18 protein-coding genes are annotated in these 17,757 nt (G+C 56.3%); 2 read left to right on the forward strand and 16 right to left on the reverse strand.

Annotated elements, in window-relative coordinates; genetic code table 11:
• Positions 1 to 11 precede the first annotated feature (11 nt).
• From ACI0FJ_RS08965 to ACI0FJ_RS08980, 4 genes are all read right to left on the reverse strand, one after another.
• The gene (locus ACI0FJ_RS08965) at positions 12 to 830 is read right to left on the reverse strand and encodes a metal ABC transporter permease (protein ID WP_424302030.1); all 819 of its coding nucleotides are present in this window, start codon (positions 828 to 830) and stop codon (positions 12 to 14) included.
• Entirely contained in the window at positions 827 to 1,651 is an 825-nt protein-coding gene (locus ACI0FJ_RS08970) for a metal ABC transporter ATP-binding protein (protein WP_424302033.1), read from the reverse strand. Before ACI0FJ_RS08970 ends, ACI0FJ_RS08965 begins: the two co-directional genes overlap by 4 nt.
• The gene (locus ACI0FJ_RS08975) at positions 1,651 to 2,571 is read right to left on the reverse strand and encodes a metal ABC transporter solute-binding protein, Zn/Mn family (RefSeq protein WP_424302036.1); all 921 of its coding nucleotides are present in this window, start codon (positions 2,569 to 2,571) and stop codon (positions 1,651 to 1,653) included. The genes ACI0FJ_RS08970 and ACI0FJ_RS08975 overlap by 1 nt, the downstream gene beginning before the upstream one ends.
• A 109-nt stretch (positions 2,572 to 2,680) precedes the next feature.
• The gene (locus ACI0FJ_RS08980) at positions 2,681 to 3,388 is read right to left on the reverse strand and encodes a potassium channel family protein (protein ID WP_424302039.1); all 708 of its coding nucleotides are present in this window, start codon (positions 3,386 to 3,388) and stop codon (positions 2,681 to 2,683) included.
• A 225-nt stretch (positions 3,389 to 3,613) separates the two neighbouring features.
• Here ACI0FJ_RS08980 and ACI0FJ_RS08985 point away from each other — a divergent pair, with 225 nt between their 5' ends.
• Complete coding sequence (locus ACI0FJ_RS08985) at positions 3,614 to 4,216, forward strand: hypothetical protein (RefSeq protein WP_424302042.1); 603 nt, start codon at positions 3,614 to 3,616, stop codon at positions 4,214 to 4,216.
• A 266-nt stretch (positions 4,217 to 4,482) separates the two neighbouring features.
• Here the strand turns inward: ACI0FJ_RS08985 and rimM are convergent, their stop codons facing one another.
• The 11 genes from rimM to ACI0FJ_RS09040 form a co-directional block, all read right to left on the reverse strand.
• Positions 4,483 to 5,130 carry a ribosome maturation factor RimM gene (gene rimM, locus ACI0FJ_RS08990; RefSeq protein WP_424302045.1) on the reverse strand — a complete coding sequence of 216 codons (648 nt, stop codon included), beginning with the start codon at positions 5,128 to 5,130 and terminating at the stop codon, positions 4,483 to 4,485.
• Positions 5,131 to 5,142: 12 nt separating this feature from the next.
• Entirely contained in the window at positions 5,143 to 5,376 is a 234-nt protein-coding gene (locus tag ACI0FJ_RS08995) for a KH domain-containing protein (protein WP_424302048.1), read from the reverse strand.
• Between the two features lie 68 nt (positions 5,377 to 5,444).
• Positions 5,445 to 5,684: a 30S ribosomal protein S16 gene (gene rpsP / locus ACI0FJ_RS09000; RefSeq protein WP_424302051.1), complete on the reverse strand. Its 240-nt coding sequence runs from the start codon at positions 5,682 to 5,684 to the stop codon at positions 5,445 to 5,447.
• Positions 5,685 to 5,762: 78 nt separating this feature from the next.
• Positions 5,763 to 7,262, reverse strand: a complete 1,500-nt coding sequence (gene ffh / locus ACI0FJ_RS09005; RefSeq protein ID WP_424302054.1) for a signal recognition particle protein — start codon at positions 7,260 to 7,262, stop codon at positions 5,763 to 5,765.
• Between the two features lie 379 nt (positions 7,263 to 7,641).
• Complete coding sequence (locus ACI0FJ_RS09010; protein ID WP_424302057.1) at positions 7,642 to 8,583, reverse strand: hypothetical protein; 942 nt, start codon at positions 8,581 to 8,583, stop codon at positions 7,642 to 7,644.
• A gap of 208 nt (positions 8,584 to 8,791) precedes the next feature.
• Positions 8,792 to 9,037, reverse strand: coding sequence for a hypothetical protein (locus tag ACI0FJ_RS09015; protein ID WP_424302060.1), 246 nt, complete (start codon positions 9,035 to 9,037; stop codon positions 8,792 to 8,794).
• 165 nt (positions 9,038 to 9,202) lie between these two features.
• Complete coding sequence (locus tag ACI0FJ_RS09020; protein ID WP_424302063.1) at positions 9,203 to 10,753, reverse strand: ABC1 kinase family protein; 1,551 nt, start codon at positions 10,751 to 10,753, stop codon at positions 9,203 to 9,205.
• The gene (locus ACI0FJ_RS09025) at positions 10,753 to 11,025 is read right to left on the reverse strand and encodes a phasin family protein (protein WP_424302066.1); all 273 of its coding nucleotides are present in this window, start codon (positions 11,023 to 11,025) and stop codon (positions 10,753 to 10,755) included. The genes ACI0FJ_RS09020 and ACI0FJ_RS09025 overlap by 1 nt, the downstream gene beginning before the upstream one ends.
• A gap of 26 nt (positions 11,026 to 11,051) precedes the next feature.
• Positions 11,052 to 11,516 carry a bacteriohemerythrin gene (locus tag ACI0FJ_RS09030; RefSeq protein WP_424302069.1) on the reverse strand — a complete coding sequence of 155 codons (465 nt, stop codon included), beginning with the start codon at positions 11,514 to 11,516 and terminating at the stop codon, positions 11,052 to 11,054.
• A 75-nt stretch (positions 11,517 to 11,591) separates the two neighbouring features.
• Complete coding sequence (locus ACI0FJ_RS09035; protein ID WP_424302072.1) at positions 11,592 to 12,020, reverse strand: MarR family winged helix-turn-helix transcriptional regulator; 429 nt, start codon at positions 12,018 to 12,020, stop codon at positions 11,592 to 11,594.
• Entirely contained in the window at positions 12,010 to 12,807 is a 798-nt protein-coding gene (locus ACI0FJ_RS09040; protein WP_424302075.1) for a sulfite exporter TauE/SafE family protein, read from the reverse strand. The genes ACI0FJ_RS09035 and ACI0FJ_RS09040 overlap by 11 nt, the downstream gene beginning before the upstream one ends.
• Positions 12,808 to 12,992: 185 nt before the next feature.
• Between ACI0FJ_RS09040 and ACI0FJ_RS09045 the strand changes: the two genes are divergently transcribed.
• Entirely contained in the window at positions 12,993 to 14,348 is a 1,356-nt protein-coding gene (locus tag ACI0FJ_RS09045) for a M48 family metalloprotease (RefSeq protein WP_424302078.1), read from the forward strand.
• A 578-nt stretch (positions 14,349 to 14,926) separates the two neighbouring features.
• Here the strand turns inward: ACI0FJ_RS09045 and ACI0FJ_RS09050 are convergent.
• Positions 14,927 to 17,650, reverse strand: coding sequence for a methyl-accepting chemotaxis protein (locus tag ACI0FJ_RS09050; protein ID WP_424302081.1), 2,724 nt, complete (start codon positions 17,648 to 17,650; stop codon positions 14,927 to 14,929).
• Positions 17,651 to 17,757 lie beyond the last annotated feature (107 nt).

Here is a 17,757-nt window from a genome sequence, read left to right on the forward strand (position 1 = left end):
GTTCCAGCGGCCTAGCCCTGTTTCGCAACTCCCACGACCTTTTCCGCCAGCAGTGCCAGGCAGAAAAAGACCACGGCAAAAGCGATGATCGTTGCCCCGGACGTGAGGTTGAACCAGTACGAGGCAGCCAGCCCGCCCAGGCAGAAGACAAGATTCAGGAGCGTGGCCCAAAGCATCATCATGCCCAGGGATTTGGACCACCGTTCGGCCAGATAGGCGGGCACCGTAAGCAGTGCGATAACCAGAATAAGGCCCACCACCCGGATGATCATAACGATGGACAGGCTGATGAGCAGCGGCAGCAGAAAATGCAGAAAAGTCACGGGAATGCCGCGCGCCCTGGCAAATTCGCGGTCGAAGGACATGGAAAGAAAGGCGTTGTAGTAGTTCAGAACCACCATCAGGGTAAAGACATCCAGCCCCGCCATAATCCACAGGTCGCCCGCAGGCACGGCCAGGATGGAGCCGAACAGAAAGCTCATCAGGTCCACATTGTAGCCGGGCGTAAGGTCCAGCAGGATGATGCCAAAGGCCATGCCCGCGGCCCACATAAGGCCTATGATGGTGTCGCTCCGATCGGAACGGCGCACGGTTGCCCAGCTCATGCAGGATGAGGCCACCGCTGTAAAACCAAGGGCGCAGGGCAGTACCGGAAGCCCGAAAAAGAAAGCCAGCCCCACTCCGCCGTACGCGGCATGGGCAACCCCACCGGCCAGGAAAACCATGCGGTTGACCACCACCAGGGTGCCAATCACCCCACAGGCGACGGCCGCCAGCAGGCTGGCCAGCAAGGCGTTCTGAATAAAGGCAAAAGAGAGAATATCCGTCATGTATTTTTTCCTGCTCCGGGTACCCGCCCCGGAGCTGCGAAATGGTCTTCCACGGTACGCAAAAAAGGCATGATCCCGCACGATTTGTCGTGCGTGCCGTAAATCAGTGCGGTCATTTCCGGGGTAAGTTCCGGGGTGGGGCTGAAAGCCAGCTGCCGGTTCACGCAGGCAACGCAGCTCACCCGCATGCTCAGCAGGCTTACGTCGTGGCTTACCGCCACCACGGTGCGCACCGAGGCAAGCTCGGCCAACAGTTCGTACAGGCAGAACTTGCCGTGCGGGTCCACATTGGCCGTGGGTTCGTCCATCAATAGTATCTTGGGCTGGCCTACCAGGGCGCGCGCAATCAACACACGCTGCTTCTGCCCGCCCGAAAGGTCGGACATCTGGTGCTTATCGGCCCCTGCCAGATCCACTTGGTCCAGGGCATTGCGCGCCAGTTCCCTTTCCTTGGCATCAAAACGCCACCCCCGCCGCAGGCCGCTCCGCCCGGGGCCGACCAGCCCCAGCAGTACCGTATCCAACACAGAGATGGGAAAACCCGGTGTAACATTTACATGTTGCGGCACGTACCCTATGTCCCGGGCGGCATGTCCGGGAGCAACGCCAAGCACGCGGACCGTGCCGGAGCGGGGGGACAGCAGACCGGCCATGAGTTTCAGCATGGTGGTCTTGCCCCCCCCGTTGGGACCGATGACCGCCAGGAAATCCCCCTGCCGCACCTCAAGGCTTACGTCCTCCAACGCAACGGGACCGTTGTACCCAAAGGTGACGTTTTCAAGAGAGATAACCGTGGGACGGTCTGTCCGCGACTGCTCCATTATTTGGAAGCTCCTTGGGAAAACGCCTTGGCAATGGTGCGCAGGTTGGCGGGCCAGTCCGCAGCCAGGGGGTCGGCCACCTGGACGGTTCCACCAATGGCATCGGCAATGGTCTTGGCGCTACGCTTGGAAAACTGGGGCGAAACAAAGATCACTTTGACGTTCTTTTCCTTGGCCAGAGTGATCAACCGGGCCAGATCGCGCGGACCAGGGGCCTTGCCACCGGCTTCCACCGCCTGCTGGTGCAGACCGTAGGCCTTGGCAAAGTAGCCGAAGGAAGGATGGAAAATAAAAAACGTTTTCCCGGCTGCTCCGGCCTGATCCATGATGGTCAGGATGTCACTGTCCACATGGTTGATTTCCCGGCACAGCGAGACATACCCGGCATGGTAGGCGGCTGCGTTTGACGGATCGGCAGCAATAAGGGCGTCGCGCGTGGTTTCGGCCATGATCCGCACCAGGGGCGGGGCCAGCCATACATGGGGATCGGGCATGGCATGTTCGTGTTCATGGTGCATGTCCCCGTGTTCGGCGTGGTCGTGGTCCTCGTCGCCATCGTGATGATGTTTCCCCATGGCCATGCGGCGGATATCTTCCTGCATGGCGACAAAATGCGTATGAGGCGCGGCCTTGCGAAAACGCTCAAGCCAAGCGGACTCGAACGGCACGCCAATGGAAAAGTAAAGGTCGCTTTCTGCCAGGGAAGTCATCTGCGCGGGCTTGGGCTCGTAGGTTGCCGGGCTGGCGCCGGGCGCGACCATGGCGCTGACGTCGACCAGATCACCGCCAATGGCTTTGACAAAATAGACCTGCGGAATGATGGATACACTGACTTTCAATTTCCCGGCCTGGGCAGGAACAGCCGCCAAAGTAAGGCAGGCCAAAAACAAAACAAACAAAAGAGAACGAACGCTACGCATAATCTTCTCCTTCAATCATAAGTTACCATTTATTGGAGCTTGGCTCGGAGGAATCCCGAGATTCGGCCAGGAGTGATGTACGCCTAGTCCTTATCCCTGTCACGTCCACCTAATCACGTCCCCTCGTCACTCCTCCGGTAACAATACCGATGAGCAGTGCGAATATGACGTACCCGATAAGACATTCAAAAGTTACAAATACTTTGCCCACGGCGGTCATGGCGTGGATATCGCCGAACCCCACCGTGGTAAGAAGCACCACGGTAAAATACAACGAGTCTATAAGCAGTCCCGGCCCATGGGTAAAGAGGAACGGACGAGGAAAGTTAAGATATTCGCAGCTCATGTCCAGACTGGCATTGATGAGCGTGAAGGCCGTGACCAGCAGCAGATAGATATACGAAAGTCGTCCGATGTCGTCCCATGTGGGCGTATTTTCCGGGCGCAGAAGTTCCACGGCGCTCATGCCGAAACGCCGGATGTGGAACCGCACCATCCAGACCGTGAACAGCGTCAAAACAAGTAGTCCCGCGCTCGATATGATCAGGACGATGGACAAAACGCCACAGCCGAATCCCACCAGCCATGCTGCCTTGACATCCTGGTGTTCTATGAGGACGCTGCTCAGAAGCAGCTTGTGCCCGCGCAATTGCTTACGCCGCAGATACTTTTTGACCAGTGCCGCCACAGTTGCGATAAGCAGCCCGTTGCCAAAGGCGATGAGCAGCATCGGCCAGACGACATCATCGTGTGTTATCCGGATGATAAGGGGTCTGAACTCGTTGAGCACGGACAGCGAAAAAAAGGACGCCAGCATACAGGGGATGCTCAAATTGAGGGCGCTGCGAACCAGAATAGAAGGATACGTGCTTTTCTCCATTCACCAATTGTACGTGCAGGGGACAATTCGGGCAAGGACAAGCCTGCTCTGTTCCGTATGACAACACTTTTGCTGATAAAAATATGGTAAAGAAAAACCACGCTCCAACCGATATATATAAACAGCTATGGTATAACAAATTTCATCCTCGGTAGGTACATCATGGAATTCGGACTTGCTCCCGCTTCCAATATATTTGGCTCCATAGAAAAAGACTATACCGCCAAGATAAGCAAGCTCCCGACTGAAGAAGGCGGCGAGTGGCCCGGCTACACCAGCGTTTCCGCAGAAGCGGGCGACACTGTCCGCATTTCCCAGCAGGCCAGGACCCTGTATGCCGAATCCAAAAAAGACGATTCGCAAAGCATGGGAACCACCGATGAACAGGCTAAAAACGGTGAGTCCAGCGGCTTGAGCAATGCGGCCGATGGTACAGCGGGCGCGTCCGAAGCAGACGGGGAAAAGAAGTCAGCCGCCGGTGCGAAGAAGGCAGAGGGGGCCGAGGACGAAAAGACTACAAAGGAAGAACTTATTGAAAGACTTCGCAAGCAGCTTGAAAAAGCCCAGGAGAAGTTGCAAAAAGTCCAAGAAAAGCTTGCTGAGGCAATGGCCAAGCTGAATGATGCCGATACGGATGAAACGCAAAAAATGGCTGCGCAGGCCGAAGTGGAGAGCGCACAGCATGAAGTTACAACCGCGCAGGCCGAAGTAACACAAATATCCCAGGCCATACAGGACATCATCGAAGAAAAGGAAAAAAGATAGGCCACCTCCCAGACGTCCCAGATGGCCCAGATGTCCCGAATGTTCCAGATGGCCCAGCGTCGGTGGAAAAAACGCATTTGCTCTGGTTTGAAAAGCCAACGCGACTCCTAAAACAGCTGCCCCCAATTGCAAAGCCGGGTTCTGTTCATCACGTCCCGCATGCAAGAGCCGAGCGCATACAATACGCTCCGCCAAAATCCATCAAGGCCCCTGGAAGAATCTTCTTCCAGGGGCCTTGATGGATTTACAAACCGAGATCAATACTCTCAGTTGTTGGCAACATTCTTTTCGGAAGCGGTCTCGACGGCAGTGTCCGTGTCGATAGAATCCACGTCGGCAGTACCCTCGCCGGCAACATTCTCATCGGGGACGGCATCGTCGCCTTCACCATCCAGATACAATTCCAAAAGGCCGGGCGGCGGATCAATGACAGCCCGGTTCGCTTCCAGATCGATATCTTCTACATTGTCGGGATGTGCGGCAAAAAGGATTTCCTCACCCTTGGGCGTGGTGATGATCCAAACTTCGTGGGGCATGGCCTCAATACGGGAAAGCTCGCCAAGGTGTTCCCCGTCGGGCAGGTAAACATCCATGCCGAACAGGTCGTGCCAGTAAATCTCGTCCGGATCGGTTTCCGGGAGATCTTTCCGGCGCACCATAAGCGTAGCCCCACGCCAAGCCTCGGCCTGGTCGCGTCCGTCGATGCCCTTCAGTTTGAGCAACACACGTCCTTTGTGGGGGCGCTGGCCCTCTACGGTAACAGCCCGAGGTCGGGCGTTACCGCTCGCCAGATAGATTTTGTCCACCTGTGAATAGAGGGTAGGGGAGTCGGCGTGATTGACCACGCAGACCTCCCCTCTCAAACCGTGCGGTTTGCCCAGTTCACCTACGGCGACAAGTCCGCTCTTCTTCATACAACGTGCTGATTACTCAAGAATCTCCAGCACAGAGCGCTTCTTGACCTTGGTCGAAGCGGCACCGAGGATGGTACGCATGGCACGCGCGGTGCGTCCCTGCTTTCCAATGACCTTGCCCAGGTCTTCCTTGGCAACCTTGAGCTCGATGACGGACGTCTGTTCGCCTTCGATCTCCGAGACTTCGACATCATCGGGGCTATCCACCAGAGACTTGGCTATGTACTCTACCAGATCCTTCAACATGAGACACCTCCTCTCTGGGTAATTGGCCGGAACCACTTCCGCTGTGTCGCAACAGGTGTGTTACGAGGCTAGATGCCAGCTTTTTTCAGGAGCGAACGCACCGTGTTGGACGGTTGCGCACCCCTTTCGAGCCACATTTTGACCTTTTCAGAGTCAATCTTGATTTCTTCGGGCTCTACCATGGGATTGTAATGTCCCAGGAATTCAAGGGGGCGGCCATCACGACGGGTCTCGCTGTTAATCGCGACAATCCTGTAAAAGGGGCGCTTTTTCGAGCCCATGCGGGTCAGACGCAGTTTCAGTGCCATTCTGGTGAATCTCCTTACCTGATAGTATAAAGGTTTTAAGAAAATGCAAGAAAAAAGAAGAAAGAAGCCGGTGGGCTGCTATTTCTTGCGTTTTTTTCTCTTCTTGCGCGTGGAGCCAGCCTTCTTTGTAGCGCTTTTCCGCTTCGGCTGTTCCATGTCCATTCCAGGCATGCCGTCCATTCCGGGCATGCCTCCAAGTCCGGGCATTCCGCCGCCAAGGCCCGGCATGCCACCCATTCCGGGCAATTTGGGCATTTTCAGGCCGCCCTTTTTCTTTCCCCCGCCCATCATTTTCTTCATCATCTTGCGCATCTGCTCAAAGTTTTTGACCATCTGGTTCACTTCGGAAACCTGAAGGCCGCATCCTTTGGCTATACGCTCTTTGCGGCTGGGGTTGAGGACATCGGGATTGCGGCGCTCCTGCTGAGTCATGGAGTTTATCATGGCCTCAACACGCGCCAATTCCTTGTCCGGCAGATTCACGTCGCCCAGCTGCTTGGTCAGCTTGCCCATGCCCGGAATAAGCTTGAGCAGGCCCTCCATGGAGCCGAGTTTCTTGAGGCGACGCATCTGCGTGCGGAAATCTTCAAAATCGAAAGAGGCCTTCTTGAACTTTTCTTCAAGATCCTTGGCCTCCTCTTCATTTATGGTGTCCTGCGCCTTTTCAATAAGGGTCAGAACATCGCCCATGCCCAGAATACGCGAGGCCACCCGGTCGGGATGGAAAACCTCGAGATCCTTGACCGTCTCGCCCATACCTACGAACTTGACGGATTTTCCGGTCACGGACTTGATGGAAAGGGCCGCGCCGCCTCGGGCGTCGCCGTCCATCTTGGTAAGCACGACGCCGCTCACGTCCATGCGTTCGTCAAAGCTGTGGGCCACCGTGACCGCATCCTGGCCGGTCATGGCATCGGCCACGAAAAGTATTTCATTGGGCTGGCACTTGGCCTTGATCTCGGAGAGTTCCTCCATCAAGGTTTCATCAACGTGCAAACGGCCCGCGGTATCAAAGAGGACAACGTCGCAGCCCTCTTCCTTGGCTTTTTCCAAGGCGTCCACGCAAATATCCACCGGGTTCATGTCCGTGGTGGATGGATAAACGGGCATGTCCAGCTGTGAAGCCAGTTTCTGCAACTGGTCGATGGCCGCGGGACGATAGACGTCGGCCGGGACCAGATAGGGCTTCATTTTGCGGGTGCGGCGCAGCCACAGGGCTATTTTGGCCGCCGATGTGGTTTTACCGGAGCCCTGCAGGCCCACCATCATCAGCGAGGCCGGCTGCTTGCCGCGCAGGTCCAGCTCCGTGGTCTCGCCGCCGAGCAGCTCTATAAGCTCCTCGTGCACGATCTTGACGACCTGCTGTCCGGGAGTAAGGCTTTTGAGCACGTCCTGACCAAGGGCGCGTTCGCGAATACGCTCTACAAAATCCTTGACGACCTTGAAGTTGACATCCGCTTCCAGCAGGGCAAGGCGAACCTCACGCAAGCCATCCTGGATGTTGTCTTCTGTAAGGCGTCCCTGGCCCTTGAATTTTTTAAATACGCCCTCAAGACGATCACCAAGACTCTCGAACAAATTGTCCTCCGGCTTTCCTTGCGGCTTTGGCGGCATTTTGGCCGCGCACAGCAGACCACTCGCCACCCTAACAAAGAGAGTGTTCGTTAATGGATGTGGTACGGACTGTCAACAGAAAATGACCACATTACAAGGCCTTCCCGCCCCCCGGAGCCTGCTGAATCCCGCAACCATATGGGCTGTCTTCCCCTGCGGCTTGTGGACGGCCCAGCAAATACCTGTACGTATTTTGCCACGGACCGCGAACCAGAAAGACATGGTTTTCCCGCTCACCTGAGCCGCTCCCGCTATTTCTACGCGCATGGCGGGCCATCCCCACCATGGGAAGCGCCGCATGCCCTGCTGCGCTTTCAATGACAGGAATTCAAAACATGCGACACTAAAACATATAGCGGACGCCGACAAATCCGCCCAAAGCGTCATCCTGCACATGGGAACTCTCCAACGACCCGCTGGAGTTGTACAATCTATACCTGCGGTCGAAGATGAACTCGGGCCCGATGGAAACCACCAGATTGTCCAGAGCCAGCCAGTCCAGATACGCGCCCACCTTGCTGCTTATCATGGACATGTACCCGTTGGAATACAGCGGGTTGTCGTCGGCCAGGCGGTAGGTCTTCGACGCGGTGGTAAAGGCGAAGCTGAAATTGATGCGCTCGCTCCCTTCCCTGTCCGAGGCCAGCCCGCAGTAGCGCAAGGCCTGGCGCAGCTGTTTCTGCGAAACATGCACGGCAAAGCCGAATGTAGCCTCCCCGAACAGGTCGGAATTGAGCGGATTGAGCGCCAAGGTTTTGGCCACTATGCCCAGCATCCAGCCCTCGTAAATGTCGAAGGCCAGCTCGCCGCTCAGACCGGCACCGACGGCACCGGGAAAATCCGCCTCAAAGGCCGAGGAAAGCTCGGCATGCAGCCAATAGTACCAGCGGTCCCAAAACTTTCCTTGCAGGATGCGGGCCTGGAAATTCAGGTCGTGCAGGTTTTCCCACGGCACCCGCCCCTGAATGCCGGGGGGCATCTGATCCTTGGCCTGCCAGATGAAATGGGAAAACGTGTAGTTGAGCGAGTAGCGGTCGTACTTGGCAGTAATGGAGGTCCGGTATATCTCGGAGCTGCCCAGCCCATTGCTGAAATTTGCCGGGGCTATGTACTGCCCGTCCAGCCGCACGGTCAGATTCTCCGTGGCATTCTGGCTGGGGCCGCTGAACATAAGGTCCGGGCTGACGTTGAATTCCGCGCCCTGCGCTCTCGCCCCAGCGGGGGTGATCAACAAAAAGGCGGCCAGCCAGAAAAAATATATATAGTGGATGGTCTTGCGTGGCATTGATGGGGGTCCGGGCTGTGCTGATGGACAAATTTCGTACAACTTCCTGCCGCGCCAGATACGGAAAAACCGCACCGTACGCAACCCCCAACATCTTTGACGAACCAAAGGCAGCAGTCAAATCATTGGGAGCGCGCGGCCACGGGGGCAGAAATTCAACGGACATTCCTCAATGGCAGTGACAGCCGAATCCCCACAAAAGACAGAGTCAGTCCAGCCCGAGTTCCCGGCGGGCCGCCTTCTTTTCTTCCAGCTCGCGTTCCAGATCCAGCTCAAAATCGACCTGCCGCTCGGCATGGGCATAGGCGTTCTCTTCGGTATCGCCTGCCGCGTGGATGGTCTTGATGACCTCGCCGGACGGATCAAATACCCTGGCGCTGAAGCGCGAACAATACTTTTCAAACGGCGTCAACTCAATACGGTGCCCCTTGTATTCCTTAGACAGTTCAGCCATGTGGGCCTCCCTTCGCATCTTTTCCGGCAAGCGCATTGTCTCTCTTGGACATTCAAAACAGCGGCCGGAGGTTTTATTCTTTCCTGCCCGGTCCATGCCGGAACATTTCCCTGCCCTGCTTCAAACCAATGCAAAAAAGAAACCACCCGTTGCCGCCAAACAGACCTACCGCAGCCCGAAAAACGCCCGAAAAACAGCCAGACCGAACAGAACCAGGCTGCCCTCTCTGGCATGTGGCAGCTCCAAATAGGGCACCAGAAACGCCCCGGCCACCAGCAGGCCGCTTTGCACGACCACCCACAGGATGCGGCAAAGCCGGTCCTGCATGGTGTCCAGGGTCTCCTCGGACAGCCGTACCCGGAGCGTTCCGTTGGAAAGTTCGCCCAGTACGCCTTTGACCTTGGACAAGGTCAGGGGCAGGGTTTTTATTTCCTGCCGCAACGCGCCCAGAATGCTTTCCTGCCCGGAAAGCGCACGGTGCAGGTTTTTGCGCAGTACGGGCAGAATGTCCTTTACCCCGTTGAAATTCTCCACATAGGTGGTCCCCAGCCCTTCCACCAATGCGCTGACGCGCATGACGTAGACAATATCCTGGGGAAGTTTGAAAGGCATGGTGCGCATGGAACCAAGCACATCCATGGCCAAAGCCTGCATGGACGCGGCGGAAAGATTCTCGTTGCCGAAGATATCGAACATTTTTTCGGCAAATTCCTGAAGCGCCTCCTCGGGTGCATTGGGCGTCACAATCCCCAACCGTTTGCAGGCCAGCACGTATTGTTCAAAGTCGCGGTCATTGGCCGCCTTGACCAGTTCTATCATGGCCACGCGCATGTGCGACGGCAGTCTTTTGACCATGCCGAAGTCGAGAAACGTCAATCCTCCGTCCGGGCGCACCAGAATATTGCCGGGGTGCGGGTCGGCATGAAAAACGCCCTTGATGAGCATCTGCTCGCAATAAAACGACACCAGGGAATCGAGAATTTTCTTGAAAGGAATATTGCACTGTTGCAAGGCCGCCTTGTCGTCGATGCGCATGCCCTGCTCAAAACTCATGACCAAGGCGTCCACGCCGGAATACTTTTCATAGTAATCCGGGAAACGGATGTCCTGATCCGCAAACAGCTGGTGGAAACGGCGCAGGTTGTCGCGCTCGATGTTCATGTCGGTTTCCCGGTCTATCATGGACGAGAACTCGGAGATGAGCGCTTCGAGCGAATTTTTGGTGTAGCGGCTGAAAAGCGGTTTGAACACGGCCAGAAAGCAGCGCAAAAGAAACAGGTCGGCCCGGACCTTGCGCCGGATGTTCAGGCGGCGCAGCTTGACCGCAACCACGGTGCCGTCGCGCAGTACGGCCTTGTGCACCTGGCCGATGGAAGCGCTGGCAATGGGCACGTCGTCGAACGAGGCGAACGGCGGCTTTTGCCCGAAGGCCCGCTGGAACATGATGCGGAAATCACCCTCGGGCATGGGCTCGACCTCGTCGTGAATGGTCCGCAGATGGTCGAGGTAGCCTGCCCCGAAAAAATCCGCACGCGTCGCCAGCACCTGGGCAAACTTGATGAAGCAGACGCCCTGCTCCAAAATGTAGCGTTTGAGCCGTTCGGGAGAAAGCGGCGGAACCAGCAGGGTGCGTTTTTTGCGCAGGGCCAGGGCAAAGACGGTCAGAAGAATTCTGACCGTCTTGTATACCCTGACCGGAGAAAAGGAAGCGAGCATCAGGACTTGTTGATAAGCTTTTTCAGCTCTTCAATATCGTCCTTGGTTGCCATGTTCAGGTCGCTCATGGCCTTGCGCATGCATTCCCGGATGCGCTCTTCAAAAGCCTCCTGCTCCTCCTTTCCCTTGGCCATGGCCTGGTCGGCAAAATGCTTGATCTCTTCCCGGCTCAGTTCTCCCTGCTCCTGAAATTCCTTGAGCTTGGCTTCAATGCTGTCGCGGGCCATGGATGCTGCACCCAGGCCAAGATACAAAAGGTCGGCTGGCTTCATAACATAGTCCTTGCGCTCGGCGCTTTTTACCCGGCTTCGGTTTCTTTTTGGGCACTGCCTTCACCGCCGGAAGTGGAGGCATGCGGCACATAAGCCATATCCGTAATACGAACATGGTTGGAAAACCAGGACATGACAAATCCAAGCAGGTCCTCGGCCTGCATGTAGTCGCCCTCAAGCACATTGATTTCATACTTCAAGAGGCGCAGGGAAAAGATGTCGTGCTCCCGGCGGTGCCGGATATATCCGGGATACCGGATGGAGCGCATGAATATCTCTTCCGTATAGAAATGGTAAAAGGCGTAATCGCGCAACTTCATCACAAGCCCGATTATCGTGGCCTTGTATGTCTTGTCATGCAGGTGGTGGGCGTCCTCAGGACGGGATTCGACAGCCTCTTCCAGGGCGTTAATCAGAGTTATTAAGCCCTTATGCTGGGCGTCGATCTTGGGCACCCCCGTACTCAAATTCTCGTTCCACTCGATCTTCATAGTCCCCCGTGCCTCACAAAAATCTTTGCCGTACTATGCCAGCACACGGAATTTGCCACAACTCCCCCGGCAAACTTAAAATCGGGAGTTCATGGTATCGAGCAGGCGGAGCAAATTTTCCATATCTTCCGATTCGAGTTCCGCGGTAAGTTCACGGGTTAGGGACAGATGATGTTTGTCGTGCGACCTGTAATGGGCCTGCCCTTCTTCCGTCAGCCCCACCAATATGGAACGACGGTCGTCCTTGTTAGGCATGCGGCGCACAACGCCCTTGTCTTCCAGCTTATCCACAAGAACGGTCAGGGTGCCGGTGGTAACTCCCATTTTCCCGGCCAGTTCCTTCATGCGCATGGGGCCTGTCGCACCCAATATCTCCACGGTGTGCATCTGCGGCAGGGTCAGTTCCTCCCCGCGCACCACGCCGTGTTCCCAGCTGGAAAATTTTTCGAAAAACTCAACAAGCAGTTCGGAAAGGCGGTGCAACGCCTCCGTATCATTCGCCATAGAGAAACCCCCAGGTTGAAAATGCAATGGTCAGCACACCCGCGCTGCGCATAATGGCGCTTTCTATCCACGGCTTTTCCAGCTTGCGGGCCATGGCCGCAGCCCTGTGGATGCAGAAGATGACGCCGCCCACACTGATGGATGTAGCCAGGGCGTAGACCAGAAAAACGCTGGTGCCTCGCAGCCAGTCCCCCGAATTGATTGCATAGCCGTACATGATGGCAGCCGTGGGACATGGGACGATCATATTGAGAAAACCGATGGCAAACAAGCCAATGGCCCCGGCACCGACAAGCTTTTGACGCAAACTGTTGCCGTGGTGCGTATGGCAATGGTCCCCGGCACAACACGCTCCATGATCATGTGTGCCTTGGGCTGAAGCATGGCTGCAATGGGCATGATCGTGATGGTCGTGGACATGATCATGCGTGTGCCCATGGTCATGGTCGTGATCGTGGTCATGGTCGTGACTGTGCAGCAGTTCGGGCTTGAGCACAAGAATCAGCCCCAGCACCGCCAGGACACCGAAAAGCACCAGGTCCATAATGTGGGCGGCAGAGGGCGGAATGAACGCCGACAGGGAGCCCAGCGTCATGCCCAGCAGCAGACAGGCAAGGGTTGTTCCGGAAAGAAAGGAGATGGTCAGCACGGCAGCCCTGCGCCCATCACGACCGTTGACCACAAAGGGTGCCAGGACAAGCCAGGAGTGGCCACATGGGTTGATGCCGTGGATGAGCCCCAACACAAGACTGGCTTGGAGCGCGGCGAAAAAGAGGGAAGATTCCATACGAGGTATCCTTTTGTTTTGACTTTCAAACTTTCCTACCCCCGTTTATTTTGACTATCAAGCTTTTTGGAAAACAATTTATCACTCTCCCAAACAAAAGGACCACTCCCCCTACAAAAGAACGGGTTGAATGCCCCCCACGGGATATTATATATAGATGGTATGGATCGAGCCGAGGAGCACCAATGAAAAACAAAACCGACACCTCCGCCCTCTTCCCTCCGACGCAGGGAATGACGCGGCGAGATTTTCTTCGCATAGCCGGACTGGCCGCAGTGGCCGGCCCCACGCTGGCCGGATGTGCAGTGAACCCCGTAAGCGGCAGAAGCCAGCTGATGCTTGTAAGCCGGGATGAAGAAATAAGCATGGACCGCCAGGAGTCTCCGCACCAATTTTCCAACGACCTTGGTGCGGTGCAGGACAAGGAGCTGAACAAATATGTCTCCGATACAGGCAAAAAGCTGGCTTCCCTGAGCCACAGGCCGGACATGCCCTATTCCTTCCGGGCCGTGAACGCCACGTACGTGAACGCCTACGCCTTTCCCGGCGGCAGCATTGCAGCCACGCGAGGCATTCTTCTGGAACTGGGCAACGAAGCCGAGCTGGCAGGATTGCTCGGCCACGAAATAGGCCACGTCAATGCCCGCCACACAGCCTCCCGCATGACCCAAAGTATCCTTGCCTCGGTTGCCGTGACAGGCGCGACCATTGGCGCAGGCATTGCCGGATACGACGAATACACCCCGGTGATAGGCGGCATCGGCGGCCTGGGATCTTCCTTGCTGCTTGCAAAGTACAGCCGCGACGACGAACGCCAGGCCGACGACCTGGGTATGCAGTACATGCACCGGGCAGGCTACAATCCCCAGGGCATGGTCGGACTGATGAACGTGCTGCGCTCCCAGTCGCACAAGGAGCCCTCCACCATCGAGGTGATGTTCGCCACCCACCCCATGTCGGACGAACGCTACGAAACAGCCAAAAGAAACGCGGAAACCATCTACAAGGCCGACGCGAAAAAGCCCCTGTACAAGGAACGCTTCATGGACCACACCGCCGGGCTGCGGCGCATCAAGCCTGCCATAAAGGCCATGCAGAACGGGGATAAACTGATGCAGTCCAAAGACTACAAAGGGGCGGAAAAACAATACGAACTGGCCTTGCAAAAAGCACCCAACGACTACGCAGCCCTCATAAAGATGAGCAAGTGCATGCTGGCCCAGGACAGAAACAAGGATGCCGAACGCTACGCAGACAAGGCCGCCGCGGTCTATCCCAAGGAGGCGCAGGGCCATCACTTCAGCGGCATTGCCAAGATAGCCAACAAGGATTGGAACGGGGCCTATGCCCAGTTTTCCACCTACGAGAAACTGCTGCCCGGCAACCCGTCCACGGTGTTTCTCCAGGCTCTTTCCTTGGAAGGCATGGGCCGCAGACGCGCTTCGGCCAAGGATTTCGCCCGTTACCTTAATATGGTGAACCAGGGCGACGCAGCCAAATACGCCTACACCCGGTTGTACCAATGGGGTTACGTACGCTAAATCAAAAGCCCCCAGAAAAAACGAAAACGGCCGTCTGAATTGCAGACGGCCGTCTTATTTTGCTTCTTGCTTTCACACATTGAAATAACATTGATATCTTTAATCTTCCCACGTTCTCAGGCTGTTCAGAAGGGGTGAGAGCAAAGCGTAAAAAAGGCGCAAGCTGTGATGTTCCCCAAACCTCTCAGGCTGTTCAGAACGGTGCGGAAACGAGGCGCGAGAGAAACTCAAGGCCGACGCATATTCTTCCATACGCGAGGATTTGAGTTTCTCGATGCAACGACGTTAACGTGCCGTTCTCAGCTGCCTCAACAGCCGCAGGCGGCTGAGAATAGTGGGGAAACAAGGCGCCAGACACATGAAAATGCGCAGTGTGCTCTTTGGCACATGAGCAGTTTTCATGTGCCGCAGCAACGATGTTAACGTGCCATTATTATCCCAAAAGCAGCCGCAGGCGGCTGAGAATAGTGCGGAAACAAGGCGCCAGGTGCATGAAAACGCGCAGTGTGCTCTTCTGCACATGAGCAGTTTTCATGTGCCGCAGCAACGATGTTAACGTGCCATTCTCAGCCGCCTGCCTAGGCTTTCATTTCGGAAATAAGGGACTCCAACTGCCCAGCCTTGCTTGCCAAATCCCCGATCTCCTCGCGTGCCAGGCGCATGGCCTCGGCCGTATCGTTGGACACGTGCGAGATATCTTCCACAATACGGCCGACTTCGTCCGTGGATGCTGCCTGCTGCTCGCTGGCGGCGGCTATGGCCGTCACCTGTCCGCTGGTGGATTCCACTATATCCACAATACGTTCCAGGGCCTGTCCCGATTCCTCGGCAAGCTTGGCGCACCTATCCACGGCATCCATGGACTTTTCCGCATCGGCCACGCTTTTTGCCGTGCTGGTCTGGATGCTGCTGATGGCTTCGGCCACTTCCTTGGTTGCGGTCATGGTCTTTTCCGCAAGTTTGCGGACCTCGTCCGCCACCACGGCGAACCCGCGTCCGGCATCGCCCGCACGGGCTGCTTCGATGGCTGCGTTCAGAGCCAGCAGGTTGGTCTGGTCGGCAATATCGCTGATGACTCCCATGACCTGGCCGATATCCTGGGCTTTGGCCCCGAGGGAGTCCATGGTTTCCTTGAGTCCGGCAGACTGGTCATGCACGTCGTTGATCGCATCGATGACCTTGGCAACGGAGTCCTTGCCGCCGGTGGCTTCCTGACGAGCCTTGTCCGCATTGCTTGCGGCTTCGGAGGCATTGCTGGCAACTTCAAAGACGGTGGCCCGCATCTGCTCCATGGCCAGAGCGGTCTCGCCGGTACGCTGGCGTTGCAGGTCCGCGCCCTTGTCGGCAAGTTCCACCTGAGAGGACAGGCTCTGCGAAAGAGTGCTGACGTCCTGGGCAATGCGCGTGGATTCTTGGGCCACGTTTTCAATCTTTTCGTTTTTTGCCGTAATTTCAGCTTCCTGGTGCCGAATCTGGGTAAGCTCGAAATAGAGGGTGAAGGCACCAGCCAGTTCACCGTCCAGGTCGAAGATGGGATTGGAGCTGACGTTGATGATGCGTTTCTTCCCCTGAATATCGCGGAACTGGCCTTCTTCCGTGATGGTCAGCCTGTCGCGCAGGGAGCGTTCCGTGCGTGTCATGTGGTTGGGGTCGCCGAAAAAGAACTCGCCCGGATTCATCCCGATATACTTGGCCGAATCTCCGGATTGTCCGGCTATGGCGATCATCTTGTCGTTCACAAAGGATATTTTGCAGTCCTTGTCCACTGTCAGGCAGGGAAAGGCACCGGAAATGCTCTTGAGAACACCTTCGGAAATGCCCAGCTTGAGCTTGAGCTCCGCCACCATGGCCTGGATGGAGGCCTTGAGGCTGCCGTACTCTCCGGGGAAGTTGCCCGAAATAGGAGCATTGTAGTTTCCTTCGGACACTTGCTTGGCGTATGTCTGCAACCGCTCCAGCGGACGCGTGACCATACCGGCAAGCCAGAATGCGCACCCCGCGCCCAATGCCAAGGCCAGCAAAACGGTCAGTCCGGCGGCCCACAGCATGGTTTTGGTGGTCTGCGCGGTCTGGTTCTCAACCTGGGTACTGGCGGCCATGGCTTCGGCTTCGTCTATTTCGGCAATAAGTCCGTACTTCAGCCCAGGCAAAGACAGCGGCTGCCACGAGGCCATGACCTTGCTGCCATCGGGCCCGGTGATGACCCCGGACCCGGATTCGCCGTCCAACGCCTTGCTTGCGGCTTCGGTGTCGATTTTCTTGTGCAGGACGTCGAGCTCGGCGCCGGAATTGAAACGCGACTGGGAGCGCATTTTCATGTCCGGCCCCACCAGATAGGTCTGTCCGCTCTTGCCCAGCCCCATGGCTTCCCACTGGCGGTCGGAAAGCATGATGCGGTTGATCTCTTTTTGGGAAATTTCCAGGGCCAGGGCACCGACAAGCTGGCCGCCGTCAAATATGGGCGCGGCCATAAAGGCGACCGGCGCGTTCTGCGCAGGCTCGTAGGGTGCGAAATCGCGGGTAAAAACAACCCGGGTATCCTTGGAGCGTCCGGCTTCCATGGCCTGTGCCACACATTGGCCCAAAGCCGAAGAGGCAAAAGGCCCCTTGGACAGGTCGGTCAGAAAATCCCTGTCCTTGCGCACGGAATAGAGTACGCGCCCTTTTTCCGCACTGACGATAATCATGTCCTTATAGCCGAACTGGTCTATGAAATCGCGGAATACGGGTTGATAAAGCTTGTGGTTGTCGTTGTAGCCACACTCCAGGTTGTCGACGGAATCCGCTTTGGATTTGCCGAGATAGGCGTGCTGCAGCAAAATGGCGTTGTTTTCCTTGGGAACGTAACTTTCCGGAGCGGAGGGGGTGTAACCCGAGGCAATGACCTGATTTTTCCTGAACTCTTCACTGCCGAGAAACTTCTGCCCGGCAGCCGAGGTTTTCAGTTCTTCCCGCGCCCTGGCAGCGTCGTCCACGGATTTTCCAGCTTCGTGGCGTACCATCTCGACGTCAAAGTCGAAGGCCAGGCAGGCATCAATAACTGTTCGGTCATGCGCCATGGTCAGGACCTGGCTGTGCATGGTTTTGAAAAGTTCTTCAATCTGCGCGGCCTTGAGGCTGCGCACACTTGCCAATTGATCCATTGCCCGTTGCTTGAGGCCGGCAGATCCTTCCTGTCCAAGACTGTCCATGCCCCGGGAACTGATTGTGAACAGGATGAGAGTGATGCCAAGGCTGCTGACGGCGAGCACAGCTGTAAGCAGAGCAGCAATACGCGGTTTCATTCCTAGATGTGAAAACATGAACCCCTCACAGTACATCTACGGATTAATAATGTAAAAAGAACGATATTGGGATGCGTTCAGACTTGCCTCGTTTATCAAATTTGTCAATGGATCATTTGTGACAG

It is taken from the genome of Desulfovibrio sp. 7SRBS1 (genome assembly GCF_049723905.1).
Lineage (GTDB): Bacteria > Desulfobacterota > Desulfovibrionia > Desulfovibrionales > Desulfovibrionaceae.

Bases quoted from the DNA above. Each gene is read 5' to 3' on its own strand.
- ACI0FJ_RS08995 (WP_424302048.1), bottom strand. From the start codon at position 5,376: ATGTTGAAGGATCTGGTAGAGTACATAGCCAAGTCTCTGGTGGATAGC.
- ACI0FJ_RS09040 (WP_424302075.1), bottom strand. From the start codon at position 12,807: ATGGAATCTTCCCTCTTTTTCGCCGCGCTCCAAGCCAGTCTTGTGTTG.
- ACI0FJ_RS09035 (WP_424302072.1), bottom strand. From the start codon at position 12,020: ATGGCGAATGATACGGAGGCGTTGCACCGCCTTTCCGAACTGCTTGTT.
- ACI0FJ_RS08985 (WP_424302042.1), top strand. From the start codon at position 3,614: ATGGAATTCGGACTTGCTCCCGCTTCCAATATATTTGGCTCCATAGAA.
- ACI0FJ_RS09030 (WP_424302069.1), bottom strand. From the start codon at position 11,516: ATGAAGATCGAGTGGAACGAGAATTTGAGTACGGGGGTGCCCAAGATC.
- ACI0FJ_RS08975 (WP_424302036.1), bottom strand. From the start codon at position 2,571: ATGCGTAGCGTTCGTTCTCTTTTGTTTGTTTTGTTTTTGGCCTGCCTT.
- ACI0FJ_RS09050 (WP_424302081.1), bottom strand. From the start codon at position 17,650: ATGTTTTCACATCTAGGAATGAAACCGCGTATTGCTGCTCTGCTTACA.
- ACI0FJ_RS08970 (WP_424302033.1), bottom strand. From the start codon at position 1,651: ATGGAGCAGTCGCGGACAGACCGTCCCACGGTTATCTCTCTTGAAAAC.
- ACI0FJ_RS09045 (WP_424302078.1), top strand. From the start codon at position 12,993: ATGAAAAACAAAACCGACACCTCCGCCCTCTTCCCTCCGACGCAGGGA.
- ACI0FJ_RS09010 (WP_424302057.1), bottom strand. From the start codon at position 8,583: ATGCCACGCAAGACCATCCACTATATATATTTTTTCTGGCTGGCCGCC.
- ACI0FJ_RS08965 (WP_424302030.1), bottom strand. From the start codon at position 830: ATGACGGATATTCTCTCTTTTGCCTTTATTCAGAACGCCTTGCTGGCC.
- ACI0FJ_RS09015 (WP_424302060.1), bottom strand. From the start codon at position 9,037: ATGGCTGAACTGTCTAAGGAATACAAGGGGCACCGTATTGAGTTGACG.
- ACI0FJ_RS08980 (WP_424302039.1), bottom strand. From the start codon at position 3,388: ATGCTGGCGTCCTTTTTTTCGCTGTCCGTGCTCAACGAGTTCAGACCC.
- rpsP (WP_424302051.1), bottom strand. From the start codon at position 5,684: ATGGCACTGAAACTGCGTCTGACCCGCATGGGCTCGAAAAAGCGCCCC.
- ACI0FJ_RS09025 (WP_424302066.1), bottom strand. From the start codon at position 11,025: ATGAAGCCAGCCGACCTTTTGTATCTTGGCCTGGGTGCAGCATCCATG.
- rimM (WP_424302045.1), bottom strand. From the start codon at position 5,130: ATGAAGAAGAGCGGACTTGTCGCCGTAGGTGAACTGGGCAAACCGCAC.
- ACI0FJ_RS09020 (WP_424302063.1), bottom strand. From the start codon at position 10,753: ATGCTCGCTTCCTTTTCTCCGGTCAGGGTATACAAGACGGTCAGAATT.